The sequence below is a fragment of the Salipiger mangrovisoli genome (assembly GCF_015223355.1).
GTDB classification, from domain to species: domain Bacteria; phylum Pseudomonadota; class Alphaproteobacteria; order Rhodobacterales; family Rhodobacteraceae; genus Salipiger; species Salipiger mangrovisoli.
Map to the genome: position 1 here is coordinate 38,553 of NZ_JADFFK010000018.1, position 22,895 is coordinate 61,447.

General features: G+C 67.4%; 23 protein-coding genes and 1 pseudogene. 14 read left to right on the top strand and 10 right to left on the bottom strand.

Features of this window, described 5'->3' with window-relative positions; all coding sequences use genetic code 11:
• Positions 1 to 110: 110 nt before the first annotated feature.
• From mtgA to queG, 4 genes are all read left to right on the top strand, one after another.
• Entirely contained in the window at positions 111 to 860 is a 750-nt protein-coding gene (gene mtgA, locus IQ782_RS20845; protein WP_194136603.1) for a monofunctional biosynthetic peptidoglycan transglycosylase, read from the top strand.
• A 148-nt stretch (positions 861 to 1,008) separates the two neighbouring features.
• Positions 1,009 to 2,073 carry a linear amide C-N hydrolase gene (locus IQ782_RS20850; RefSeq protein ID WP_194136604.1) on the top strand — a complete coding sequence of 355 codons (1,065 nt, stop codon included), beginning with the start codon at positions 1,009 to 1,011 and terminating at the stop codon, positions 2,071 to 2,073.
• Positions 2,074 to 2,286: 213 nt separating this feature from the next.
• On the top strand, positions 2,287 to 2,952 hold the full coding sequence (fzlA, locus tag IQ782_RS20855; RefSeq protein ID WP_194136605.1) for an FtsZ-binding protein FzlA: 666 nt from the start codon (positions 2,287 to 2,289) through the stop codon (positions 2,950 to 2,952).
• 136 nt (positions 2,953 to 3,088) lie between these two features.
• Complete coding sequence (queG, locus tag IQ782_RS20860; protein WP_194136606.1) at positions 3,089 to 4,144, top strand: tRNA epoxyqueuosine(34) reductase QueG; 1,056 nt, start codon at positions 3,089 to 3,091, stop codon at positions 4,142 to 4,144.
• A gap of 246 nt (positions 4,145 to 4,390) precedes the next feature.
• Here the strand turns inward: queG and IQ782_RS29880 are convergent, their stop codons facing one another.
• From IQ782_RS29880 to IQ782_RS20875, 4 genes and pseudogenes are all read right to left on the bottom strand, one after another.
• The gene (locus tag IQ782_RS29880; RefSeq protein ID WP_240989450.1) at positions 4,391 to 4,558 is read right to left on the bottom strand and encodes a hypothetical protein; all 168 of its coding nucleotides are present in this window, start codon (positions 4,556 to 4,558) and stop codon (positions 4,391 to 4,393) included.
• Between the two features lie 191 nt (positions 4,559 to 4,749).
• Positions 4,750 to 5,088 (bottom strand): hypothetical protein, encoded by a 339-nt coding sequence (locus IQ782_RS29890; protein WP_240989451.1) that lies wholly within the window; start codon positions 5,086 to 5,088, stop codon positions 4,750 to 4,752.
• 142 nt (positions 5,089 to 5,230) lie between these two features.
• Positions 5,231 to 5,390: pseudogene (locus IQ782_RS20870) on the bottom strand (transposase); the annotation flags it as partial.
• Positions 5,391 to 5,852: 462 nt separating this feature from the next.
• Positions 5,853 to 6,395 (bottom strand): hypothetical protein, encoded by a 543-nt coding sequence (locus IQ782_RS20875; RefSeq protein WP_194136607.1) that lies wholly within the window; start codon positions 6,393 to 6,395, stop codon positions 5,853 to 5,855.
• Positions 6,396 to 6,719: 324 nt separating this feature from the next.
• Between IQ782_RS20875 and msrB the strand changes: the two genes are divergently transcribed.
• From msrB to IQ782_RS20890, 3 genes are all read left to right on the top strand, one after another.
• Positions 6,720 to 7,169, top strand: coding sequence for a peptide-methionine (R)-S-oxide reductase MsrB (msrB, locus tag IQ782_RS20880; protein WP_194136608.1), 450 nt, complete (start codon positions 6,720 to 6,722; stop codon positions 7,167 to 7,169).
• Positions 7,166 to 7,675: a peptide-methionine (S)-S-oxide reductase MsrA gene (msrA, locus tag IQ782_RS20885; RefSeq protein ID WP_194136609.1), complete on the top strand. Its 510-nt coding sequence runs from the start codon at positions 7,166 to 7,168 to the stop codon at positions 7,673 to 7,675. Before msrB ends, msrA begins: the two co-directional genes overlap by 4 nt.
• 129 nt (positions 7,676 to 7,804) lie before the next feature.
• On the top strand, positions 7,805 to 8,425 hold the full coding sequence (locus IQ782_RS20890; RefSeq protein WP_194136610.1) for an exopolysaccharide biosynthesis protein: 621 nt from the start codon (positions 7,805 to 7,807) through the stop codon (positions 8,423 to 8,425).
• Positions 8,426 to 8,463: 38 nt separating this feature from the next.
• Here the strand turns inward: IQ782_RS20890 and IQ782_RS20895 are convergent, their stop codons facing one another.
• Genes IQ782_RS20895 through IQ782_RS20905 form a run of 3 tightly spaced genes read right to left on the bottom strand, consistent with a single transcriptional unit; the run spans position 8,464 to position 10,460 of the window.
• Positions 8,464 to 8,622: a hypothetical protein gene (locus IQ782_RS20895; RefSeq protein WP_194136611.1), complete on the bottom strand. Its 159-nt coding sequence runs from the start codon at positions 8,620 to 8,622 to the stop codon at positions 8,464 to 8,466.
• Positions 8,623 to 8,655: 33 nt separating this feature from the next.
• Complete coding sequence (locus tag IQ782_RS20900) at positions 8,656 to 9,501, bottom strand: metallophosphoesterase family protein (RefSeq protein WP_194136612.1); 846 nt, start codon at positions 9,499 to 9,501, stop codon at positions 8,656 to 8,658.
• Entirely contained in the window at positions 9,498 to 10,460 is a 963-nt protein-coding gene (locus IQ782_RS20905; RefSeq protein ID WP_194136613.1) for a diacylglycerol/lipid kinase family protein, read from the bottom strand. The genes IQ782_RS20900 and IQ782_RS20905 overlap by 4 nt, the downstream gene beginning before the upstream one ends.
• A 127-nt stretch (positions 10,461 to 10,587) precedes the next feature.
• Here IQ782_RS20905 and IQ782_RS20910 point away from each other — a divergent pair, with 127 nt between their 5' ends.
• Together IQ782_RS20910 and IQ782_RS20915 are read left to right on the top strand one after the other, a co-directional pair.
• Positions 10,588 to 11,583: a YihY/virulence factor BrkB family protein gene (locus IQ782_RS20910; protein ID WP_194136614.1), complete on the top strand. Its 996-nt coding sequence runs from the start codon at positions 10,588 to 10,590 to the stop codon at positions 11,581 to 11,583.
• Between the two features lie 308 nt (positions 11,584 to 11,891).
• Positions 11,892 to 12,290 carry a cupin domain-containing protein gene (locus IQ782_RS20915; protein WP_194136615.1) on the top strand — a complete coding sequence of 133 codons (399 nt, stop codon included), beginning with the start codon at positions 11,892 to 11,894 and terminating at the stop codon, positions 12,288 to 12,290.
• A 56-nt stretch (positions 12,291 to 12,346) separates the two neighbouring features.
• Here the strand turns inward: IQ782_RS20915 and IQ782_RS20920 are convergent, their stop codons facing one another.
• From IQ782_RS20920 to IQ782_RS20930, 3 genes are all read right to left on the bottom strand, one after another.
• Positions 12,347 to 13,180, bottom strand: a complete 834-nt coding sequence (locus IQ782_RS20920; RefSeq protein WP_194136616.1) for a bestrophin-like domain — start codon at positions 13,178 to 13,180, stop codon at positions 12,347 to 12,349.
• A 150-nt stretch (positions 13,181 to 13,330) separates the two neighbouring features.
• On the bottom strand, positions 13,331 to 14,368 hold the full coding sequence (locus IQ782_RS20925; protein WP_194136617.1) for an AI-2E family transporter: 1,038 nt from the start codon (positions 14,366 to 14,368) through the stop codon (positions 13,331 to 13,333).
• 192 nt (positions 14,369 to 14,560) lie between these two features.
• A complete protein-coding gene (locus tag IQ782_RS20930; protein ID WP_194136618.1) occupies positions 14,561 to 15,913 on the bottom strand; it encodes an LLM class flavin-dependent oxidoreductase in 1,353 nt (450 codons plus the stop codon).
• A 249-nt stretch (positions 15,914 to 16,162) separates the two neighbouring features.
• Here IQ782_RS20930 and hutI point away from each other — a divergent pair, with 249 nt between their 5' ends.
• From hutI to IQ782_RS20955, 5 genes are read left to right on the top strand one after another with little or no spacing between them, the layout of a single operon-like run.
• Positions 16,163 to 17,368, top strand: coding sequence for an imidazolonepropionase (gene hutI, locus IQ782_RS20935; protein ID WP_194136619.1), 1,206 nt, complete (start codon positions 16,163 to 16,165; stop codon positions 17,366 to 17,368).
• Positions 17,365 to 18,882, top strand: a complete 1,518-nt coding sequence (gene hutH, locus IQ782_RS20940) for a histidine ammonia-lyase (RefSeq protein ID WP_194136620.1) — start codon at positions 17,365 to 17,367, stop codon at positions 18,880 to 18,882. Before hutI ends, hutH begins: the two co-directional genes overlap by 4 nt.
• Positions 18,879 to 19,679, top strand: a complete 801-nt coding sequence (gene hutG, locus IQ782_RS20945; protein WP_194136621.1) for an N-formylglutamate deformylase — start codon at positions 18,879 to 18,881, stop codon at positions 19,677 to 19,679. The genes hutH and hutG overlap by 4 nt, the downstream gene beginning before the upstream one ends.
• Positions 19,680 to 19,703: 24 nt before the next feature.
• Positions 19,704 to 21,395 (top strand): urocanate hydratase, encoded by a 1,692-nt coding sequence (gene hutU, locus IQ782_RS20950; protein WP_194136622.1) that lies wholly within the window; start codon positions 19,704 to 19,706, stop codon positions 21,393 to 21,395.
• Positions 21,392 to 22,762 carry an FAD-linked oxidase C-terminal domain-containing protein gene (locus tag IQ782_RS20955; protein WP_194136623.1) on the top strand — a complete coding sequence of 457 codons (1,371 nt, stop codon included), beginning with the start codon at positions 21,392 to 21,394 and terminating at the stop codon, positions 22,760 to 22,762. Before hutU ends, IQ782_RS20955 begins: the two co-directional genes overlap by 4 nt.
• The last annotated feature ends 133 nt before the right edge of the window (positions 22,763 to 22,895 follow it).

Consider the following 22,895-nt stretch of genomic DNA (forward strand, 5'->3'; position numbering starts at 1 on the left):
CCGCGCCCGACCGAAAAGATGCAGCGCCCGGACCCTAGGTCCGGGCGTTTTCCGTTCCGTGACGCCGCAGAGCGCTTTTCCGCGGCCGCGCTCCCGTGTAGATCTGCCGCATGGCGCGAGCAGCAAAGACCACCAAAGGCAAATCGAAGAAACCCGCAAAGGGCACGAGCAGGACGGCATGGCGGGGCAGACCGCTGCGCCGACTGGTAACCCGCGCGGTGCAGGCCGCGCTGGCGCTGGCGCTGCTCTTCGGGCTGGCGGTGCTGGCCTATCGCTTCGTCAACCCGCCCGGCAGCCTCTACATGTGGAGCGAGGGGCGCAGGCTGGGCACCCCGGTCGACTACGAGTGGGTCGATGCCGAGGACGTGGCGCCGGTGGCGCTGCGCGCGCTGGTGGCCGCCGAGGATGCCAACTTCTGCACCCACTGGGGCTTCGACATGCGGGCGATCCGCGCCGCCATCGCCGAGGGCGGCAACCGCGGCGCCTCGACGATCAGCCAGCAGGTGGTGAAGAATGCCTTCCTCTGGCAGGGCCGGAGCTGGCCGCGCAAGGCGCTCGAGGCCTCGCTGACGCCGCTGATGGAAGCGCTCTGGCCGAAGCGGCGCATCCTCGAGGTCTACCTGAACATCGCAGAGTTCGACGAAGGCGTCTTCGGCATCAAGGCCGCGTCGCAGCATTACTTCGGCGTGGACCCCGCGCAGCTCAGTGCGACGCAGGCGGCGCGGCTCGCGGCGATCCTGCCCGACCCCAAGGACCGCTCGGCCTCGCGCCCCTCAAGCTTCGTGGAGCGCCGGGCGGCGCAGATCCGCGACGGCGCGGCGACCATCGCCCGCGACGGCCGGGCGCGCTGCTTCGAGTAGCCGCCCCGGCGCGCGAGCGCGGTGCTTGTCATATCCAGGCGGCCCCGCCATACTTCCCGCATTGGTTGAAATTCATTGGCCTGCGCTGCGCGCGCCGCGAAATTGTGTGCTCAAGATGCATCCGCAGGTCTTAACAGAAGAGCTTGTCATGACGCGCAATCTAACCCCTCTCAAATCGCTCCTGAGCGCCACTTGCCTCTGCGCATTGGGTCTCGCCGGTACCGCCGACGCCTGCACCCGGCTGGTCTATCTCGGTGCTGCCGACCAGGTGATCACCGCCCGCTCGATGGATTGGCGCAGCGACATCGGCACCAACCTTTGGGTGTTCCCGCGCGGCATGGAACGGACCGGCGAGGCGGGGCCGAACTCGATCACCTGGACGTCGAAATATGGCAGCGTCATCGCCTCGGCCTATGACATCGCGACGACCGACGGGATGAACGAGGCCGGGCTCGTGGCCAACCTGCTGTGGCTGGTGGAATCCGAATATCCCGAGTTCGACGGCAGCCAGACCGGCCTCAGCATCGCCGCCTGGACCCAATACGTGCTCGACAATTTCGCCACCGTCGAGGAGGCGGTGGCGGCGCTGGAGCTCGAACCCTTCACGATTGTCACCGATGCGGTGCCCGGCGAGGACCGGCTCGCGACGCTGCACCTGTCGATCTCGGACAAGACCGGTGACAGCGCGATCATCGAATACATCGGCGGCAAGCAGGTCATCCACCACAGCCGCGCGTACCAGGTGATGACCAACTCGCCGATCTTCGAGGAGCAGCTGGCGCTCGAGTCCTATTGGCGGCAGATCGGCGGCACGGTGATGCTGCCCGGCACCAACCGCGCCTCGGATCGGTTTGCCCGCGCCTCCTTCTACGTGAACGCCATTCCGAAGACCGAAGACGCGGTCGAGACCCTCGCCAGCGTCTTTGGGGTGATCCGCAACGCCTCGGTGCCCTATGGCATCACCACACCGGATGAGCCCAATATCTCCTCGACCCGCTGGCGCACTGTCGCCGACCAGAAGCGGCTGCTCTACTTCTTCGAATCCGCGATGACCCCGAACACCTTCTGGGTTGATCTGAAGGCTTTCGATTTCACGCCGGAGAACGGCAAGGTCCTGCGCCTCGATCTCGGCCCGCAGCAGACCAATACCTATTCCGGTCTCGCCAACGCCAGTTTCGTCGAGACCGCGCCTTTCGATTTCCTCGGCCTTTGACCCAGCGCGCGGCGCGCGGCTTCTTCTCTTCGCAAATACGCCGGGGGAGCGCGCCGCGACGCGGCGCTGCGGGGGCGGAGCCCCCTGCGGCACCGCCCGCCGGGCCGAAGCTCGGGCCATCACCCGCCCGTGTCCGCATGCCCTGTTGAATCGTCGCCGCTTTCACGGCAAACAGGCGGAAGATTTCCCTCAGACCCGGAGCCGCCTCCCCGAATGGCAAAGCTTTACCACGTGCCGCTCTCGCCCTTTTGCCGCAAGGTTCGCCTGAGCCTGGCCGAGAAGAAGATCGAATGCGAGCTGGTCGAGGAACGCTACTGGGAGCAGGAAGCCGATTTCCTGCGCCGCAACCCCGCAGGCAAGGTCCCGGTGCTGAAGATCGACGGCAAGACCATGTCCGAAAGCGCCGCGATCTGCGAATGGCTCGAAGAGAAATACCCCGATCCCGCGCTGCTGCCGCGCTCGCCCGACGCGCGCTACGAGGTGCGCCGGCTGGTCGCCTGGTTCGACGACAAGTTCCACCACGAGGTCACCTCGAAGCTGCTGTACGAGCGGGTGAACAAGAAGATCATGAAGTCCGGCTTCCCCGACTCGGGCAACGTCAAGGCCGGTGCCAAGGCGATCAAATACCACCTCGACTACATGGCCTGGCTGCTCGACCACCGGCGCTGGCTGGCCGGGGATGTGATGACGCTGGCAGATTTCGCCGCCGCCGCGCATCTGTCGTCGCTCGACTATATCTCGGACGTGGACTGGAACCGCTCGGCGGTGGTCAAGGATTGGTACGCGAAGATCAAGTCGCGCCCGGCGTTCCGCTCGATCCTCGCCGACCAGATCCCCGGCTTCCCGCAACCGGCGCATTACGCCGATCTCGACTTCTGAAGCGGTCTCTCCGAGGCCGGGCGGGACTTCCGGCGGGACGCACGAGAACGCCCGCCACAGGTGAGGGGGCGCTGCCCCCTCTTCGCCTGCGGCGAATTCACCCCTGGGATATTTCGGCCTAGAAGAAAGGGCGCGCGTGGAGGACTTGAAGGCACGGCTGTTGGCGGAGGCGGCGGAGGTGGGCTTTGCGGCCTGCCGGGTCTGCCGGCCCTGGGACGTGCCGCAGGCCGCCGAGCGCCTCGCGGCCTTCCTGGAGGCGGGGCACCATGGGCAGATGGGGTGGATGGCCGAGCGCAGCCATTGGCGCGGCAATCCCGCGGCGCTCTGGCCCGAGGCGCGCTCGGTGATCATGCTGGCCGAGAACTACGGCCCCGACCATGATCCGCGTGCGGTGCTGGCCGCGCGGGAGCGGGCGGCGGTTTCTGTCTATGCGCAGAACCGCGACTACCACGACGTGGTGAAGAAGAAGCTCAAACGGTTGGGGCGCTGGCTGATCGATGCGGCCGGGGCCGGTGCTGGCGGCGAGGCGGCGGAGATCAAGGTCTTCGTCGATACCGCGCCGGTGATGGAGAAGCCGCTGGGGCAGGCGGCGGGCCTCGGCTGGCAGGGCAAGCATACCAACCTCGTCAGCCGCGAGCTCGGGTCCTGGTTCTTCCTGGGGGCGATCTTCACGACACTGGAACTGCCGGCGGACGGCGCGGAGCGGGACCATTGCGGTTCCTGCCGGGCCTGTCTCGATGCCTGTCCGACCGCGGCCTTTCCCGCGCCCTACCGGCTCGACGCGCGGCGCTGCATCTCCTACCTGACGATCGAGCACGACGGGCCGGTGGCGGAGGACCTGCGCGGCCTGCTCGGCAACCGCATCTACGGCTGCGACGACTGCCTCGCGGCCTGCCCGTGGAACAAGTTCGCCGAAGTCGCCTCGGAGGCGAAATACCACGCCCGCGCCGATCTGCTGGCGCCGCCGCTGGCGGAACTGGCGGCGCTGGATGACGCGGCGTTCCGGGCCCGCTTCTCCGGCTCGCCGATCAAGCGCATCGGCCGCAACCGCTTCGTGCGCAACGTGCTCTACGCGATCGGCAATTCGGGGCAGGCAGAGCTTCGCGTCGCGGCGCGGGCGCTCTGCGGCGATGCCGACGAGACGGTGCGCGACGCGGCCCGCTGGGCGGTCGCGCGGCTACGCGACGCCTAGGCCCGGGACGTCGGTAACGGGTCTCCGTCCGTCAAGGCCATTCGGGAACGTGCTTCGGTCCGTGGTCAGCCTGGAGGGCTGCCGGCGAGATGCTGGTTCGATGCAGGTCCGGCGTGTCCATCTCATAGGCGTGCTCGGCCTTGGCTGGCGAGGGTCCAAAGGCTGACATCACCGGAACGGCGTCCCTTCGGGACCTCGGGAACCCGCGATGAAGTTGGCGAGACGGGTCGGATCAGACCGGTCGGATCAGGCGGTGGCGGCTTTCATGCCGAAGCTCGTGTCATCGTCCCACATGCGGTGCAGCATGACAGCCTTGCGCCGGGCCAGGGCCACCATCGCGCGCTTGCGCCCGCGGCGTTTTGCAACGCGGGATGCCCATGTCCGAAGCGCATTTCCATGCCCGCGATACAGCATGACCGTTGCCGCTCGGCACATGGCTTGCCTGAGGGTCACATCGCCACCTGAGGCATCCCACTCTCCGGACTGACTAGGTGATGGGGTCTAACTGGCCCAATGGCCGACATTCTTCGTCGAATGGACGCGCGAAGGGCCATCGACGGCCGCGCGGCAGGTGAGAGCAACGACAGCACCCACTCCAGGCATACTCATCCGGTGCAGGCAGCCTGGGTTCCGCCGCGGCTTCGAGCATCATGTTGCCTGCCGCCAAGTCCCGGATCCGCGCCGCGACCCTGCCGCGCGATCCTCTCCGCATTGCGCCTGTCGGTCTTGAGAGGCATGGCTTTGACGGTGCCGTTCACCTGTCGCGTTTCCAAAGGGATAGCGGGGAGGCCGGCTTCCGACAGTGCCCGGTGCAGCCATCGCGACAGTGCTCCAGACTCAAGCCCGATCGCTTCCACGGTGCCTGCGCGCCGTTGACGCATGGTGTTCAGCGGTTCTGGCTCGCGGCTCACCTCTTTTTTCAGGGCAATTTTTCCCTGCTCCATGCGCGTGCAGATCGCCGTTTTCGGCAGCGACACATCCAGCCCGACAATCAGTCTTATCCCCTCATCCTCGCGCAGGTGCGGTTGTTCGTGGTCTCTCGCCTGCGCCGCGTTTAGCGCTTGCAGAGCGTCTTGTTAGGGCAGTTTCCCGTGGCGCATTTCGCCAGCGCAAACGGTTGCGATTGATGAAGATAATCCTGTTCAGAACGCGCAGACCATCGACGCGCGGCTTGCCATGGGACTTCGGGGACGATGGCTCAAGGGCGGGCCATCTGAGGATCACCCAACCTGAAGGGATCAGACATATCACCGCTTCGACTTCTCGCGGTGGAACATGCCCCTCCGCCTCAACCAACGGATCCTGAGCGTGGTCTTCGACAGCCCGGCCCTGTCTTGCGCAGCCCGGCCCGGAAGGCCTCTCGACACAAAGAAAGCGCCGGTGCCGAGGGATGGCACCGACGCCCACGAGGGTCCTGGTATCCAGGAGGTTCTGACAGGAGTACGTGCCTCCTGCTCGAAAGATGGGCGGGGTCGGGCGCGACTGCAAGGAAAATCACGCGAATGGGAACGTCAGTGTGCACGTTTTCCGTGCGTCGCGATGGGCTGCACTGCCGGGAAGGTTGATCGCGATGGGGGCGCGCGACGCGGCGCAAGCTTCAGGTGGAACTAGGCCCTCCGCGCTGGAGAACACGGAGGGCCGCCGGGACCACGAGGCAGGTCCCGGAAACCGCGCCCATGCGGGCGCGGATGGTGTTGCAAGGTGCGGATCAGGCGCGGTCGTCAACCAGCAGTTCGATGCTGCCTTCGGCGGCGTAGACGCCGATCACATCCTCAGCCTCATAACCTTGGTCCTGCAACTCGGCGGTGAGCGCGTCATTGTCGGACATCAGCTCGCGCAGCGCTACGAGCTCGGGCTCGGCCGCCTCGAGCGCGTCGTCGAGCGCATCGGCGCTTTCATTGGCCTGGCCCTTCAGCGTGCTCAGCGCCACGATCTGCACCTTCGAGGCCTCGACCACGGTTTCCGGGTCGGCCATGGCCAGATCGGCATTGTGCAGCGACGAGATCACCTGCCCGTAGGTCTGGGGGGCTTCGGCGCGCAGCTCTGCGGCGGTCTGCGGCGAGACCGGCATGGTGCCGGTGACGCCCGAGCCGCTGGCGCCGGTGCTGTCGCTCATTTCCGAACGCGCCAGCGGCGCCTGATCCTGCGTCGCCGGGTCGGTGGTGCCGGTGGTTTGCGCGAAAGCCGCGCCGGAGAGCGTGGCGGCGGTGAGAGCGGCAAGCGCGAGCTTGCTGGTGGAACGGAGGGTCATGGGTTTCTCCCTTGCTTCCTTGGTCGGTCATTCCGGCGCGGTGGTCGCGGCGGTCTAGTGAATAATGCGAGGCCGGGCGGTTCGGATCCCTCTGTTGCGGCGCGGTAAGCAGGATGTGTATTTCCGGCGGGGAGCTGCCGGAAATGGCGTTTGCGGGGCGCGGAGCCTTGCCGGTTCCCGTGGCGGCGCAGCGTGGAGCCGCGCGCGGGCACCCCATTGCCGACGCCGTGCGGAGCCGCGGCGGGTGGCTGCCCGAGAAGGGGGCTTTGCATTGCCCTCGGGCGACCCCATCTTTAGGGGCAAGATCAAAGACCGGAGGATTCCATGGCGACATATGAACGCAATCCAGACGTGATCGCGACGCTCGACCCCGAGCAGTACCGCGTCACGCAGGAAAACGGCACCGAACGGCCGGGCACCGGCAAGTATCTCGACAACAAGGCACCGGGCATCTACGTCGACATCGTCTCGGGCGAACCGCTCTTTGCCTCGTCCGACAAGTACGAGAGCGGCTGTGGCTGGCCAAGCTTCACCAAGCCGATCGAGCCCGCGCATGTGGCCGAGCTGCGCGATACCACCCACGGGATGATCCGCACCGAGGTGCGCTCGACCCATGGAGATTCGCACCTGGGCCATGTCTTCCCGGATGGTCCGACCGACCGGGGCGGGCTGCGCTATTGCATCAACTCCGCCTCGTTGCGCTTCGTGCCGCGCGACGAGATGGAGGCCGAAGGATACGGGGCGTATCTGGAACAGGTGGAGGATGTGGCATGAGCCTTGAGCGCGCGGTCCTGGCGGGTGGCTGCTTCTGGGGGATGCAGGATCTGATCCGCAGGCTTCCGGGGGTCGAGAGCACCCGCGTCGGCTATACGGGCGGCGACGTGCCGAACGCCACCTATCGCAACCACGGCACCCATGCCGAAGGCATCGAAATCTGGTTCGATCCGGAGAAGACCAGCTACCGTCGGCTGCTGGAATTCTTCTTCCAGATCCATGACCCGACCACCCTCAACCGCCAGGGGAACGACCTGGGGATGAGTTACCGCTCGGCCATCTACTACGACGGCGAGGCACAGAAAGCCGAGGCGCTGGAGACCATCGCAGATGTCGACGCCTCGGGGATCTGGCCCGGCAAGGTGGTCACCGAGGTCGCGCCGGTGGGGGATTTCTGGGAGGCCGAGGAGGAGCACCAGGATTACCTTGTGCGCTACCCCGGTGGCTATACTTGCCATTTTCCGCGGCCTGACTGGGTGCTGCCACGGCGCAACGCCGCGGAGTAGGCCCGCAGACAAGAGAAACCTAGCAACGCGGCGTGATGCGCCGCGTTGTGTCGTGTCACGCGACCGGGGAACCCCTGAAGCGGGCGCCGCGTTCGTCCGACGGACGACAGCCGTGAAGGACCAGACCCTATGAACCGCGCCGCCGCGCCAGACAGAACTTCCGACCTGTGCCCCGACCGTCCCGTGGGCGAAATCGTGGACCGCCTGCGAGACGCTGCCGGCGGCCCGCGCGTGTCGCTGCGCGACATGGTGCAAAGCTTCGGGGAAAGCTCTTTCATTCCGGCGCTGATGGTGCCGGCGCTGCTGGTGGTCTCGCCGCTATCGGGGATCCCGCTGTTCTCGACCTTCTGCGGGCTGCTGATCGCCTTCATCGCCGGGCAGATGCTGATCTCGCGCCGCCACCTGTGGCTGCCGGAGTTCCTGATGGCGCGCAGCTTCGACGGGGCGAAGGCGCGCAAGGGCATCGGCAAGCTGCGGGGACTGGCGGACTGGCTTGACCGGCATTCGCGCAGCCGGTTGCGGCTGATGACCGCCGGGCCGATGCGCAAGCTCCTGCAGGCGGTCTGCCTGCTGTGCGGCGCGGCAATGCCCTTCCTGGAACTGGTGCCCTTCTCGTCGTCCATTCTGGGGCTGACGGTGCTGTGCTTTGCCACCGCGCTGCTGGTGCGCGATGGGCTTTTCGCGACGATTGGCTGCGCCACCTTGGCGGCGGCGGTTTTGGTGCCGCTGACCGTCGCCGGGGTGATCTGAAGCGGAACCTGCGGGGCCGTGCGGCCCCGCAAGGCGCGTCAGAGCGGGGTGCCGCTGCCAAAGACGCCGATGATCAGAAGCGCGGCCGCGGCCAGCATCACGAAGGTCAGGACCGGGCTGCGCTCGCGGCGCGGGTCAGGAGCCGCTTCGGTCCGCGCTGCGCCACGCTCATGCTGTTTGCGAATATAGGGGATCACAACCGTCTCCTGTTCCTGCATCAACTACCTGAATTAAACGCCCGATTGCGCCGCGGGTTCCGCGCTTTGCCGGGTGCTCGGTGGCCAGTCGGGGCAGCGCTCCCAGCCGCCTTCGCCAAAAACATAGTGCCGCCTTTCGGCTTCGACGAAATGGCCCTCCCGGGCGATCATCCTGCGGATCCCGGCGCTGTGGCTTTCCAAGTCGAGGATCGCGAAATCGTTCTCCTGCCCCCGCAGCCGGGTCGAGAGCCCGGTGCCGACATGCACCTGCAGGACCTGCGCGCCATGCTTGCGCGAGAGAAACGGCTCGGTCCGCCAACGGTGCAGGTGGCCCGAGAGGACGAGGTGCGCGCCGCATTCAGACAGCCGCTCGATGGCCTGATCGGCATCGCGCATGAGAGATTTTTCGACATCCGCGTCCTGCTCGAACGGGTGGTGCGCCAGCACCACGTTCAGCCCCTCGCTCTCCGAGAAGATCCGGCAGGCGTGGCGCATCTGCAGCCAGCGGATCTTGCCGCGCTGCCAGCGGAAGCGGTCGACGGTGTTGAAACCCACGACGGTCAGCCCCGGCAGGTGTTTCACCGGCATCATCTCTTGGGTGATGAAGCGGCGGTAGCGACGGTAGGGACGCACGAAGCGCAGCCAGAGATTGTCGAGCGAGACATCGTGGTTGCCGGGCACCGCCATCCAGGGCGCGTTCAGCTTGCGCAGGAAGGCGCGGGCATCGCGATACTGGCTGCGGCGGGCGCGCTGGGTGAAATCGCCGGTCACCGCCACGAGGTCGGGCTCTGCCGCGTTTACCGCGCGCAGCAGCGGCTCCAGCAGCTCTGGGGCGGTGCGCCCGAAATGCAGGTCGGAAAGGTGGATGAGGCGGGTCATGCGGCGGTGTCTTCGGCGCGGGCCTCCCCGGCGATGGCAGCTTCGGCCGGAACCATCACCCGCAGCGGCTCGGGTCGGCGGCGGAAGCGGATCGGCGTATCCATCAGTTCCTTCTCACCGTCGCGGGCTACCAGAGCGCGCGGGCGGCCGGTGTGGAGGGTGATCTCGCGGCCGGTGACCACGCCGAACTCCTCGCCCTTCTGGGCCTTGCCCATCGCGAGACGCAGCGAGGCCCGCACGAGATCCCAGCGGCTGGTGCCCTTCGAGGTGAAGAGCACGAAGTCCCCGTCGCGGATCGCATCGGCACCATCGAGGTTGAACTGGTCGAGCTGGTAGGCGCTGTTGGCCACGAAGGCGAGGGGGGTCCGGATCTCGGTGTCGCGGCCATCGACCTCGGCGCGGAGGCGCAGCGGATGACGAAAGCCCGCCAGCGCCAGCACCACCGACCAATAGGCCGCAATGCGCGAGCGGCCCCACCGCTGGTAGACGCCTTCGCGGGTGCGCAGGATCAGCGGATAGATCCCGAGGCTGGCGTTGTTGAGAAACACCTCGCCATTGACCTCGCCGAGGCTGATTTCCTGCAACCGGCCCGTGGCAAGAATGCGCACCGCGCCCTCGGGCTCCTCGGGAATGTCGAGGCCGCGGGCAAAGTAGTTGAACGTGCCCTGCGGGATCACCCCCATGGGCACGCCCGCCTCGTGCGCCGCCGCTGCAACCGCGCCGATGGTGCCATCGCCGCCTGCCGCGACGATCATCTCGCAGCCGCTTGCCGCGGCCTTGCGCGCGGTCTCGAGGATCGGCTTTTCGGGGGTGAGGCCGATCAGCTCGGCCTCGAGTCCCTGCGCGGCGAAGAGCTCGGTCAGCTTCTCGCGGCGGCTCTGCTTGTCCGGGTGATCCCCGGAATGCTCGTTCAGAATGACGCAGATTTTTCGGTGGTCCGGCACGGGTGCGCTCTCCATCGGGGTTCCGTAGGATCAACGCACCCCCGCTTCGGGCGGTTCCGTATGAGCCACGCTCGCCGGAATACTCTGCGCCACAGGCAACCTGTGGATTGACGCCGCGTTGGCTTCTGCGCAGGTTGCGCAGATGCGGACCCTCCCGACCTCTCCCACGCCCGAGCCGAGCCTTCCCGCGGCTGCCGCTTCCGAAGACCGCCTGCGCATCCGCTATGTGGGGCTGCGCGGCTGGATGCACGCCTTGCTGCGCACCTGGCGGCGGATGGACGAGCGCAATCTCGGGCTGATCGCCGCCGGCGTGGCTTTCTACGCCTTCCTGTCGATCTTTCCCGCGATGGCGGCGCTCATTGCCATCTGGGGCTATTGGGCCGATCCCAGCGCCATCGTCGAGCAGATGGACCTGCTGGTCGACGTGATCCCCGAGACCGCCTTCCAACTGATCGACGCGCAGATCACCCAGCTCATCTCGGCCAACCGCTCGACGCTGCAATGGGCCTCGGTGCTGTCCATTGTCCTGGCGATCTGGTCGGCGCGCGCCTCGGTGGCGGCGCTCATCCGCGGCCTCAACGCGGTGACAGAGGCGCCACATCGCACCAATCCCGTGCGCCGGGTGCTGGTCGCCTACGGCATGACAGCGCTGCTGGTGCTGGTGGCGCTGCTGGCCTTCGCTGCGGTGGTCGTGGTCCCGGCCGCCATGGTCTTCCTGCACCTGCCCGCAGAGGTGGAGATCGCCGTCGAGGGCACGAAGTGGATCGTGCTGCTCTGCGTGGTCTACCTGGCGGTCGCGCTGGTCTACCGCTTCGGGCCGAACCGGCGGCACGCACGGATGCCCTGGCTGACACCCGGTGCCGCGATCGCGGTTATCGCCTGGGCCTGCGGGTCGTTCGTGCTGGCCAGCTACGTGCGCAATTTCGACCGGCTGAACGAGGTCTACGGATCACTCGGTGCGGTCGTTGCCCTGCTGCTGTGGTTCTACGTCAGCGCGCTGGTGACGCTGCTTGGCGCGCAGCTCAATACCGAGCTTCTGAGGGTGCTCGCCGCCCGCCGTGCGGCGGAAAAAGCCGCCGCGGATAAGGCGCATGAGGAGGCCGCCGCAGCCCCCGCCGAAGGCTCTGAAAAAATGTGATGAATTGCGGGAACCTTTCCCGCGCGCCGGGGTTGGAAGGACAAGGACGCAGCAGTGGTCCTGTCCCTGATCCTGGGTTGCAACCCTGTCCCGACTTCCCTCGTGTGGCCCGGATCGCCCCAAGGCTCCACCTTTCCCCGAAGGTGGAGCCTTATCCTTTTCGGCATCATCTTCTTCGAGGCCTCGCCGCCTCATCCCAGGTTCTTGGGTCCCGGCCCGGTGCCCAGACCGAGGTTCCGTTTGGCGGCACGCGGCCCGAGGCGTAACCTTGCCGGCAGCAATTGAACGGCAGGAGGAGGAAGCCGGACATGGCGGATTGCATCAAGCTGCGCCCAGGCGGCGCCTATTCGGGGAAGCAGGGGTTCGACTATTTCGAGGGCATCGCGGCCGAGACCGTGGGCAGCCAGGGCCTGTGCATGCACCTGCTGACCATCCCGCCCGGTGGCCGCGCCCGCGCACACAAGCACCTGTCGCATGAAACCGCGATCTACGTGATCTCCGGTACGGCAAGGATGTATTGGGGCGACCGGCTGCAGCACCTCATGGAGGTTGCCGCCGGAGACATGATCTATATCCCCCCGGACACGCCTCATCTGCCGCTCAACCAAGCAGAGCTGCCCGCCGTCGCGGTGATCGCGCGCACCGATCCCAACGAGCAGGAAAGCGTGGTGCTCCTGCCCGAGCTTGAGGCCCTGGTGGCGGGCTGATGTGACCGGCCGTACCCGGGCGGGCGCACCTCGCTTCAGGGCCGGGATTTGTCCGGTCAGGGTCTGGCCGAGACGCTTGCCAGCGCCGGGGCCTCGAACGCCGCCTCCATGTCGGCGACCGCGGCGACCAGCGGTGTCTGCGGCACGCGGGTGAAGCCGTCGCTGCCGCGGCTCAGGTCCTCGATGGTCACGAGCACCGCCGTCAGCACCAGCGAAAACACCAGCGTGCGCCAACTCAACCGCCGCCCCTGCAGCGCCGCCCGGTTGCCGATGATGAAGACCCCGGAGCCCGCTGCGAAGGTCAGCAGCATCCAGATGCCCGAGGTGATGGTCTTCGACGCGGCGGCGACGCGCCGGGTGTGGGCATCCAGAACCTCGGTGATGCCGCCGGAGACGTAGGTGGCCAGCGGTGCCGCGACCTCGGGCGTCAGCGCGGCCATGGTCGCGGGCCAGAGCGCGGCCTGCGCCTCGGTGCTGCGCGAGACGAAGGCGTCGATGCTCTCGCGCGTCGCACGAAAGCCGGTGGGTACGATCCGGGTGCGCCCGTAATCGAGCAGCGCCGCCTGCAGCGGCCGCCCCGTGCCCTCGGGCAGCAGATCGGCGCGCAGGAAGGCGGTGCCGAGCGCCGCGGCCTCCTCGACCACCGCCGAGACGCTGGCCTCGCGCCAGCTCAGCACGGCGCTGAAGGTGAAGCCGAGCAGCAGCCCGAGGAGCGCCAGCAGCGCCCCGAGCGAGGCCTCGCCGGGCAGCTTGTCGGCGGCGAAGAGCGCGGGGGCGCGGCGCAGCTCGAAGCGGCCGAAGCGAAAGCCGGCGAAGGCGCAGGCGGGAAGGGCCAGAAGAAAGATCAGGACGATCAGCCAGAAGGGGATCGGATGGGATGCGATGGACACCGGGAATACTCGACTTCTGAAAAACCGCGCAGGCTCCTTCGAGTCGGGAATACCGGTGGCTCCGGGGATTTCCTGCCGGGCCAATGATCCTCTATCTGAGAGGTTTCGCAAAGTGGTTCTTGTGGTGCCGGAGACGGTTCCGGCACCGGGTCACGCCGCCCGGCGGCTTGCCGGCACGCGGCGCCCCTCGCCGATGATGTCGAACAGGTGCAGGATGATCACCGTGGTCGGGATCGCGACGATGCCGCCAAGCGGCCCCCAGAGCCAGAGCCAGAACACCAGCGAGACGAAGATCAGGAAGGGGTTGATCTGGACGTGCTTGCCCACCAGCCCCGGCGTGACGAACTGCGCCTCGCACATGTTGAGCAACAGGTAGATCGCCGCCGGGGCAAAGCTCATCATCCCGTCGTAGGCCACCAGCCCGTTCAGCAGCAGCCCCGCGACCATGGCCGCCGGCCCGACGTAGAGCACGTAGTTGAGCAGCGCTGCCGCGATGCCCCAGATCGGCGCCGCGGGCATGCCGATCGCCATCAGCCCGCCGGTCACCGCGAAGCCAAGGCCGATGTTGATCATCGAGATGGTGGCGAAATAGCGCGCCACGGAACTCTCGGCGGCACAGAAGCGGTCGAGGATGGCGGCGGTGGTGGTGTTGTCGCCGATGCGATGCGCCATCCAGCTGTAGATGCCCCAGCGGGTCAGCAGGAAGAAGAACAGCCCGCCGAAGAACACCAGCGCCTGCGCGGCGATGACCGGCGCGATGTAGAGCGCATCGGTGACGCTGGGCATGCCCGAGCCTTCTTCGGCCTTCTTCTGCGCCGCACCGAGCGCCTGCTCGACCTCGTCGATGCCGCGGATCAGGTCGCGGTACTCGAAGAGGAACTTGCGGATCTCGTATTTCACCGTCGGAATCCGGTCGATGGCGGCGGTGATGTAGGGCTCAGCCAGGAAGCCGAGCGAGGCGATCAAGAAAAAGATCAAGACGATCAGCAGGATCGCCACGACCCCGCGGGGCAGGCCGACCTTCTCCATTCGATCTGCAACCGGCGAGAAGATGATGCCGACGATCACCGCCAGCATCAGCGGTGCAAAGATGTTTTGGGCGAGCTTGAGGCAGACCAGCAGGGCCAGCCCGGCGAGGATCGCGGCGCTGACGCGCAGCACGGGATCGGCATTGGGGGAGCGGTTCATGAAATGCGCGGTCTCAAATCGGGGAACATGCCCCTCAACTTCGAGATGCGGAATTTGTTCCGCGCCGCGCACAGCCGCGGCGGACCGCGTTTGTGTCAGCCGGGCGGCGGCGGGTCCGCCGCCGCCCGGCGTTCTTCTAGGTGAAAATATCCCGGGGTCCGGGGCAGAGCCCCGGCTTTCCCCAAGGCCGGCTCATTCCGCCGCGCGGGCCTGTGCGTAGCGATTTCCGGGTTCGGAAATGCCGAGGTTGCCGCGCAGCGTGCTGGCCTCGTACTCCTCGCGGAAAAGCCCGCGGCGGCGCAGTTCCGGCACGACCAGCCGGGTGAAATCCTCGAGCGAGCTGGGCAGCGTCGGGAACATCAGGATGAAGCCGTCGGCGGCGCGGGTCTCGAACCATTCCTGCATGAAATCGGCGATCTGGCTCGGCGTGCCGGTCAGCCCGTTGCCGGTGTGGCGGCGGGCGTAATGGGTGATCAGCTCGCGCATGGTGTGGCCTTGCGTCACGAACTCCTTCAGCTCGTCGAAGAGCGCCTTCGAGCCCTTGGCCTTCTCGGGCATGCGCTCCATCGGGAAGGGCTTGTCGAGATCGACGCCGCGCAGATCGGCTTCGAGGAACTCCTGCAGCATCAGCAGGCCGACGTCGGGGTGCATAAGATCCACCAGCTGCTGCGCCTTCGCCTCGGCCTCTTCCTCGGTCTCGCCGACGTTGATGACGATGCCGGGCATGATCTTCAGGTCGTCCTCGTGCCGCCCGTACTTGGCCATGCGGCCTTTCACGTTGGCATAGAAGGCGCGGTTCTTCTCGATGTTGGAAGCCAGCGAGAACACCATCTCGGCAGTGCGGGCGGCCAGTTCCATGCCGGGCTCCGAGCCGCCCGCCTGGGCGATCACCGGGCGGCCCTGCGGCGTGCGGGCGATGTTCAGCGGGCCGCGCACCTGGAAGTGCTTGCCGTGGTGGTTCAGCTCATGGAGCTTGTGCTGGTCGTGGTAGAAGCCGCTCTCGCGGTCGAGCAGCAGCGCGTCCGGCTCGTAGCTGTCCCAGAGACCGAAGACCACATCGACGAACTCCTCGCAGCGCTCGTAGCGCTCGGCATGCGGCGGCAGCCCCTCGCGGTTGTAATTGTAGCCGGTCTCGTCATGGTCCGAGGTCACCACGTTCCAGCACATCCGCCCGCCCGACATGTGATCGGCCGAGGCGAAGAGCCGCGCGATGTTGTAGGGTTCGTAGTAGGAGGTCGAGGCGGTTGCGACGAAGCCCAGCTTCTCGGTGTGCTGCGACAGCGCGGTGATCGCGGTGATCGGCTCGAAGCGGTTCATCTTGGTGGGCTGGCGGGCGAGGGCGGCGGGATCGCCGATGGCCGCCGCCGGGCTGTCGGCGAAGAACATGAAGTCGAGCTTCGCCGCTTCGGAGATCTGCGCGACCTTCTTGAGGTGCGACAGGTCGTTGGCCCCGCGGACGTCGCTGCCGGGATGCATCCAGGCAGCCGGGTGGAAGCCGAAGGTATAGACGAAGGTACCGAGTTTGAGCTGGTCGGGGCGCGACATGGGGAGTCCTCTGGCGGGCGAAAGATGCAGCGAGAATGTCGCTTGGCGGGGCGCGCGACAAGCGGGGCAGGGCTGCGCATTGGTTTAGTTTTTCTAAACAGATCGGGGGTGCTGGCGCGCGGACCGGCCCGGCGTTCGTAGTGCCTGCTGGTTGGGCACTGCGGCGCCCGCCCGCGTGTTTTCCCGACGGCTCGATTGACAGCTCTTCAATTGTATAGACATAAAGACGCAACGACCGGGAGAATCGAAATGACAAAGCAACAGGTGCTGCGCGGCGGAACCCTGGTGACGCTCGAGGGGGAGAGGGGCTACGGGCTTCTCGAGGGCGGCGCGGTCGCTATCGACGGCGCAACCATCGCCTGGGTCGGCCCCATGGCAGAGCTGCCCGAAACCTTTGCCGACTGGCAGGTGACCGAGCTTGAGGGTCGTCTGGTGACGCCCGCGCTGACCGATTGCCACACCCACCTCGTCTACGGCGGCTCGCGCGCCCGCGAGTTCGAGATGCGCCTCGAGGGTGCCAGCTACGAGGAAATCGCCCGCGCCGGGGGCGGCATCGCCTCGACCGTGCGCCACACCCGCGCGGCGGATGAGGGCGCGCTGATCGCGCAAGCCCTGCCACGGCTCGATGCGCTGCTGGCCGAAGGTGTCACGACGGTAGAGATCAAGTCCGGCTACGGGCTCGACCGCGACACCGAGCTGCGCCTGCTGCGTGTCGCGCGCAAACTCGCCGAGCTGCGCCCTGTCAACGTGGTGACCACCTTCCTCGGCGCGCACGCGCTGCCGCCGGAATGGCAAGGGACCAAGGCGCAATACATCGACGAGGTCTGCCTGCCGACCCTGCGCGCGGCCCATGCCGAAGGGCTCGTGGATGCGGTCGACGGCTTCTGCGAGGGCATCGCCTTCTCCGCCGCGGAAATGGAGCCGGTCTTTGCCGAGGCGCAACGGCTCGGCCTGCCGGTCAAGCTGCACGCCGAGCAGCTGTCGCATCAGGGCGGCATCCAGCTGGCGGCCAAGTACGGCGCGCTTTCGGCCGATCACGTGGAATATGCCACCGAGGCCGATGCCGAGGCGATGGCGCAGGCGGGCATGGTCGCCGTGCTGCTGCCCGGTGCCTTCTACGCCATCCACGAGACGCAGGCACCGCCCGTCGCGGCCTTCCGCCAACACAACGTGCCCATGGCGCTCTCGACCGACGCCAACCCCGGCACCTCGCCGCTCACCTCGCTGCTGCTGACCATGAACATGGGCTGCACGCTCTTCCGCATGACGCCGGAAGAGGCGCTGCGCGGGGTGACCGTGAACGCGGCCAAGGCGCTGGGCTTCAGCGACCGGGGCCGGATCGTCGCGGGCCAGCGCGCCGATCTCAATATCTGGAACACCGACAGCCCGGCAGAGCTGTCCTATCGCATCGGGTTCAACCCGCTCCACGCCCGCATTTTCGGAGGCCAAGCATGATCCTCACCCCCGGCACCGCCACGCTGGCGCAGCTCGAACAGCTCTGGCGAACCGATGCGCCCGCCCGTCTCGACGATGCGGCCCGCCCCGCCATCGCGGCCTCGGCCAAGGTCGTCGCAGATGCCGCGGCCGGGTCGGAGGCGATCTACGGCGTGAATACCGGCTTCGGCAAGCTCGCCTCGATCAAGATCGCGCCCGAGGACACGGCGACGCTGCAGCGCAACCTGATCCTGTCGCATTGCTGCGGCGTCGGCGAGCCGCTGCCCCGCGCCACCACGCGCCTGATGATGGCGCTCAAGCTGCTCAGCCTCGGGCGCGGCGCCTCGGGTGTGCAGGTGCAGACGGTCGATCTGCTGGAAGCGATGCTCGAAAAGGGCGTGACCCCGGTCGTGCCCTGCCAGGGCTCGGTCGGCGCCTCGGGGGACCTCGCGCCGCTGGCGCATATGACCGCCGTGCTGCTTGGCGCAGGGCAGGCGGAGTTTGACGGCGAGGTCCTGCATGGCGCCGAGGCGCTGGCCAAGGCCGGTCTGGAGCCGGTGGTGCTGGGGCCCAAGGAAGGCCTCGCGCTGATCAACGGCACGCAGTTCTCGACCGCACTTGCGCTTGTCGGGCTCTTCGAGGGCTGGCGCAACGCGCAGACCTCCATTGTTACCGCCAGCCTCACCACCGACGCGATCATGGGCTCCACCGCGCCCACCCGCGCCGAGATCCACACGCTGCGCGGCCACCGCGGGCAGATCGAGGTCGCCGCGGGCATCCGTGAGCTGATGGACGGCTCGGAGATCCGCGAGAGCCACCGCGAGGGCGATACCCGCGTGCAGGATCCCTACTGCATCCGCTGCCAGCCGCAGGTGGCCGGTGCTGCCATCGACCTGCTGCGCTACGCGGCGACCACGCTCGAGATCGAGGCCAACGCGGTCACCGACAACCCGCTGGTGCTGGGGCCGGGGCAGATCGTCTCGGGCGGCAACTTCCACGCCGAGCCGGTGGCCTTCGCTGCCGACCAGATCGCGCTGGCGCTTTCGGAGATCGGGGCCATCGCGCAGCGCCGCGTGGCGCTGATGGTCGACCCGGCGATGAACCACGACCTGCCGCCCTTCCTGACGCCCGCGCCGGGGCTCAACTCGGGCTACATGATCGCCGAGGTGACCACCGCCGCGCTGATGTCCGAGAACAAGCATCTCGCCAACCCCTGCTCGACCGACAGCACGCCGACCTCGGCCAACCAGGAGGACCACGTGTCCATGGCCGCCCACGGCGCGCGCCGTCTCGGGCTGATGAACCGCAACCTGTCGGTGATCCTCGGGGTCGAGGCGCTTTGCGCGGCGCAGGGCGTCGACTTCCGCGCCCCGCTGAAGACCTCGCACCGGCTGGCGCGTGTCGTCGCTAAGATCCGCGAGCATGTCGCGCCGCTGGAGAACGACCGCTACCTTGCCCCGGATCTGGAAAAGGGTGCCGCGCTGGTACGCGAAGGCGACCTGCTGGCCGCCGCGGGACTGGAGGAAGCGTTGTGAGAAACGAACCCGTCACCGTCACCCGGGGCGACAGCCCCGTCGTCATCGGCCTGCCGCACACCGGCACCTACCTGCCGGACGAGATCTTCGACAGGCTCACCCCGCGCGGTCAGGAACTGAGCGACACCGACTGGCACATCCACAGGCTCTACGAGGGGCTGCTGCCGGGGGCCACCATGGTGCGCGCCACCTTCCACCGCTACGTGATCGACGCCAACCGCCCGCCGGACGGCGCCAGCCTCTATCCGGGGCAGAACACCACCGGGCTGGTGCCGCTGACCGATTTCGACGGCGCGCCGATCTGGACCGAGGAGCCGGACGCGGCCGAGATCGCCGCCCGCCGCGAAGTTTTCCACGCGCCCTATCATGCGGCGCTGCTGGCCGAGCTTGAGCGGGTGCGGGCGAAACACGGCGTGGCGATCCTTTACGATTGCCACTCGATCCGCTCGCACATCCCGTTCCTCTTTGACGGAAAGCTGCCCGATTTCAACATCGGCACGGCCGGGGGGACGACCTGCGACGCGTCGATCGAGGCCGCGACCACCGAGGTCTGCGCCGCTGCCGAGGGTTATACCTCGGTGCTCAACGGCCGTTTCACCGGCGGCTGGACCACACGCCACTACGGCCGCCCCGAGGAAGGCTTTCACGCCATCCAGATGGAGCTGGCGCAGGACACCCACCTCGAAAGCGAAGTGGCCCCTTATGCCTATGACGAGAGCAAGGCCGCCAAGCTGCGGGTCCATCTTGCCGAAGTGCTCAAGCGGATCGAGGCGCTCGCGCCCGCGCTTGCCAAATAACTCTGCCCAACGAGGAGTCCCCGGATGACCAACCCCCGCCACAACCTGCGCGACGTCTTCCCCGCCACCGGCACCGAGATCACGGCCAAGAGCTGGCTGACCGAAGCGCCGATGCGCATGCTGATGAACAACCTGCACCCCGACGTCGCCGAGAACCCGCACGAACTGGTGGTCTACGGCGGCATCGGCCGCGCCGCCCGCACCTGGGAAGACTTCGACCGCATCGTCGATGCGCTGAAGAAGCTCGAGGAGGACGAGACGCTGTTGGTGCAATCGGGCAAGCCGGTGGGCGTGTTCCGCACCCATCCCGACGCGCCGCGCGTGCTGATCGCCAACTCGAACCTCGTGCCGCATTGGGCAAACTGGGACCATTTCAACGAGCTCGATAAGAAGGGCCTGGCGATGTACGGCCAGATGACCGCCGGGTCCTGGATCTACATCGGCGCGCAGGGCATCGTGCAGGGCACCTACGAGACCTTCGTCGAGGCGGGCCGCCAGCACTACGAGGGCAACCTCAAGGGCAAGTGGATCCTCACCGGCGGTCTTGGCGGCATGGGCGGCGCGCAGCCGCTGGCGGCGGTGATGGCCGGGGCCTGCTGCCTCGCCGTGGAATGCGACGAGACCCGCGCCGACTTCCGCATCCGCACCCGCTATTGCGACGAGAAGACCCACAGCCTCGACGAGGCGCTGGCGATGATCGACCGCTGGACCAAGGCGGGCGAGGCAAAGTCGGTGGCGCTGATCGCCAATGCCGCCGACGTCTTCCCCGAGCTGGTGCGCCGGATGAAGGCGGGCGAGCCGATGCCGAACGGGCGTCCGGATATCGTGACCGACCAGACCTCGGCGCATGACCCGGTGCATGGCTACCTGCCGAAGGGCTGGACCGTCGCCGAGTGGCGCGCGAAGCAGGAGAGCGACCCCAAGGGCGTCACCAAGGCGGCCAAGGCCTCCATGCGCGACCACGTCGCGGCGATGGTCGACTTCTGGAACGCCGGTGTGCCGACGCTGGATTACGGCAACAACATCCGCCAGATGGCGCTGGAGGAGGGGCTCGAGGACGCCTTTGCCTTCCCCGGCTTCGTGCCCGCCTACATCCGCCCGCTGTTCTGCCGCGGCGTCGGCCCGTTCCGCTGGGCCGCGCTCTCGGGCGATCCCGAGGATATCTACAAGACCGACCAGAAGGTGAAGGAGTTGATCGACGATCCGCACCTGCACAACTGGCTCGACATGGCGCGCGAGCGCATCGCCTTCCAGGGCCTGCCGGCGCGGATCTGCTGGGTCGGCCTCGGGCTGCGCCACAAGCTCGGCCTCGCGTTCAACGAGATGGTCCGCAACGGCGAGCTGAAGGCGCCGATCGTGATCGGCCGCGACCACCTCGACAGCGGCTCGGTGGCCTCGCCGAACCGCGAGACCGAGGCGATGAAGGACGGCTCGGATGCGGTCTCGGACTGGCCGCTGCTTAACGCGCTGCTCAACACCGCCTCGGGCGCGACCTGGGTGTCGCTGCACCACGGCGGCGGCGTCGGCATGGGCTTCTCGCAGCACTCCGGCATGGTGATCTGCTGCGACGGCACCGAGGCGGCGGACAAGCGTCTGGCGCGCGTGCTCTGGAATGACCCTGCGACAGGCGTTATGCGGCACGCGGACGCGGGCTACGAGATCGCCCTCGACTGCGCCCGCGAGCATCAACTCAACCTGCCGGGGATCCTGGGGTGACACGACACGAGACCGCCTTCGCCGACCTTGAAGCCGCCTTTCCGGGCCGTATCGAGCGGGGCGAGGCGGTCCGCGCGCAGCACGGGGCAGGGGACAGCTGGCACCCGGCGGCCCTGCCCGACGCGGTGTTCATGGCGCGAAGCACCGAGGAGGTGGCGCAGGCCGTTCAGATCTGTGCCGCCCATGGCTGCCCGATCGTGCCCTTCGGCGCGGGCAGCTGCATCGAGGGGCAGGTGAACGCCACCCATGGCGGGCTCTGCATCGATCTCTCGCAGATGGACAAGCTGCTGCGCGTCACTCCCGAGGACATGGACTGCACCGTGCAGGCCGGGCTCACCCGGCAGGCGCTGAACGAGGAATTGCGGGCAACCGGGCTCTTCCTGCCCATCGACATCGGTGCCCATGCGACGCTCGGCGGCATGGCCTCGACCCGCGCCTCGGGCACGATGACCGTGCGCCATGGCACCATGGCCGATCTGGTTATGGGGCTGACCGTGGTGCTGCCCGACGGGCAGATCATCCACACCGGCGGGCGGGCGCGGAAATCCTCGTCGGGCTACGACCTGACACATCTCTTCATCGGGGCCGAGGGCACGCTGGGGATCATCACCGAGCTCACGCTGCGGCTGACCGGCATTCCCGAAATGGCGAAGGCCGGGCTCTACAGTTTCCCCGGCATCGAGGCGGCGACGCAGACCGTGGTCGAGGCGCTGCAATTCGGGCTCTGCCTGAACCGCATCGAGCTGATGGACGCGCTGCAGGTCAAGGCGATCAACGCCTACAATAAGACCGCGCTGCCCGAGCAGCCGACGCTGCTGGTGGACCTGGCGGGCTCCGAGAGCCAGGTCGACGCCGACCGCGACACCTTCGATGCGCTGGCGTCGGAGCATGAGGCGGTGCTGCACCCGGTCGAGACGCCAGAGGATTACAGCAGGGTCTGGGCGCTGCGGCATTCGGCGCTCTACGCCGCGCGGGGACTGCGGCCGGGCTGCAAGTCGCTGTCCACCGACGTCTGCGTTCCGGTCTCCGAACTGCCGCGCATCCTGTCCGAAACCGGCGCCGACCTCGAGTCCGAGGGCATCATCGCGCCGATGCACGGGCATGTCGGGGACGGCAATTTCCACCTCGTGATGCTGTTCGACGAGACCGACTCGGCCGAGAAGCAGAGGGTGCGCGAGGCACACGGGCGTCTGGTCGAACGCGCCATCGCCATGGGCGGCACCGCCACTGGCGAGCATGGCGTCGGGCTGGGCAAGAAGAGCTACATGGAGGCAGAGCACGGCGCGGCGCTGGCGTTGATGAAGACGCTCAAGCGTGCGGTCGATCCGGCAAATCTGATGAACCCCGGCAAGATCTTCGATCTTTAGTCGCGGATGACCTATGGGTATGCGCCTTTTTTTTGGGCGCTTGCCCTTGCCTGTCACAAAGCCGCATGAAAAGGCCCAACGGCAGGGATTGACATGAGGGGCAGGCGTGGTCCCTTTTTGTATAGTCAAAATC

Coding starts and splice junctions, on each gene's coding strand:
- mtgA (WP_194136603.1), top strand. CDS start 111: ATGGCGCGAGCAGCAAAGACCACCAAAGGCAAATCGAAGAAACCCGCA.
- IQ782_RS20850 (WP_194136604.1), top strand. CDS start 1,009: ATGACGCGCAATCTAACCCCTCTCAAATCGCTCCTGAGCGCCACTTGC.
- fzlA (WP_194136605.1), top strand. CDS start 2,287: ATGGCAAAGCTTTACCACGTGCCGCTCTCGCCCTTTTGCCGCAAGGTT.
- IQ782_RS29880 (WP_240989450.1), bottom strand. CDS start 4,558: ATGCTGTATCGCGGGCATGGAAATGCGCTTCGGACATGGGCATCCCGC.
- IQ782_RS29890 (WP_240989451.1), bottom strand. CDS start 5,088: ATGGAGCAGGGAAAAATTGCCCTGAAAAAAGAGGTGAGCCGCGAGCCA.
- IQ782_RS20875 (WP_194136607.1), bottom strand. CDS start 6,395: ATGACCCTCCGTTCCACCAGCAAGCTCGCGCTTGCCGCTCTCACCGCC.
- msrB (WP_194136608.1), top strand. CDS start 6,720: ATGGCGACATATGAACGCAATCCAGACGTGATCGCGACGCTCGACCCC.
- msrA (WP_194136609.1), top strand. CDS start 7,166: ATGAGCCTTGAGCGCGCGGTCCTGGCGGGTGGCTGCTTCTGGGGGATG.
- IQ782_RS20890 (WP_194136610.1), top strand. CDS start 7,805: ATGAACCGCGCCGCCGCGCCAGACAGAACTTCCGACCTGTGCCCCGAC.
- IQ782_RS20900 (WP_194136612.1), bottom strand. CDS start 9,501: ATGACCCGCCTCATCCACCTTTCCGACCTGCATTTCGGGCGCACCGCC.
- IQ782_RS20905 (WP_194136613.1), bottom strand. CDS start 10,460: ATGGAGAGCGCACCCGTGCCGGACCACCGAAAAATCTGCGTCATTCTG.
- IQ782_RS20910 (WP_194136614.1), top strand. CDS start 10,588: ATGCGGACCCTCCCGACCTCTCCCACGCCCGAGCCGAGCCTTCCCGCG.
- IQ782_RS20915 (WP_194136615.1), top strand. CDS start 11,892: ATGGCGGATTGCATCAAGCTGCGCCCAGGCGGCGCCTATTCGGGGAAG.
- IQ782_RS20925 (WP_194136617.1), bottom strand. CDS start 14,368: ATGAACCGCTCCCCCAATGCCGATCCCGTGCTGCGCGTCAGCGCCGCG.
- IQ782_RS20930 (WP_194136618.1), bottom strand. CDS start 15,913: ATGTCGCGCCCCGACCAGCTCAAACTCGGTACCTTCGTCTATACCTTC.
- hutI (WP_194136619.1), top strand. CDS start 16,163: ATGACAAAGCAACAGGTGCTGCGCGGCGGAACCCTGGTGACGCTCGAG.
- hutH (WP_194136620.1), top strand. CDS start 17,365: ATGATCCTCACCCCCGGCACCGCCACGCTGGCGCAGCTCGAACAGCTC.
- hutU (WP_194136622.1), top strand. CDS start 19,704: ATGACCAACCCCCGCCACAACCTGCGCGACGTCTTCCCCGCCACCGGC.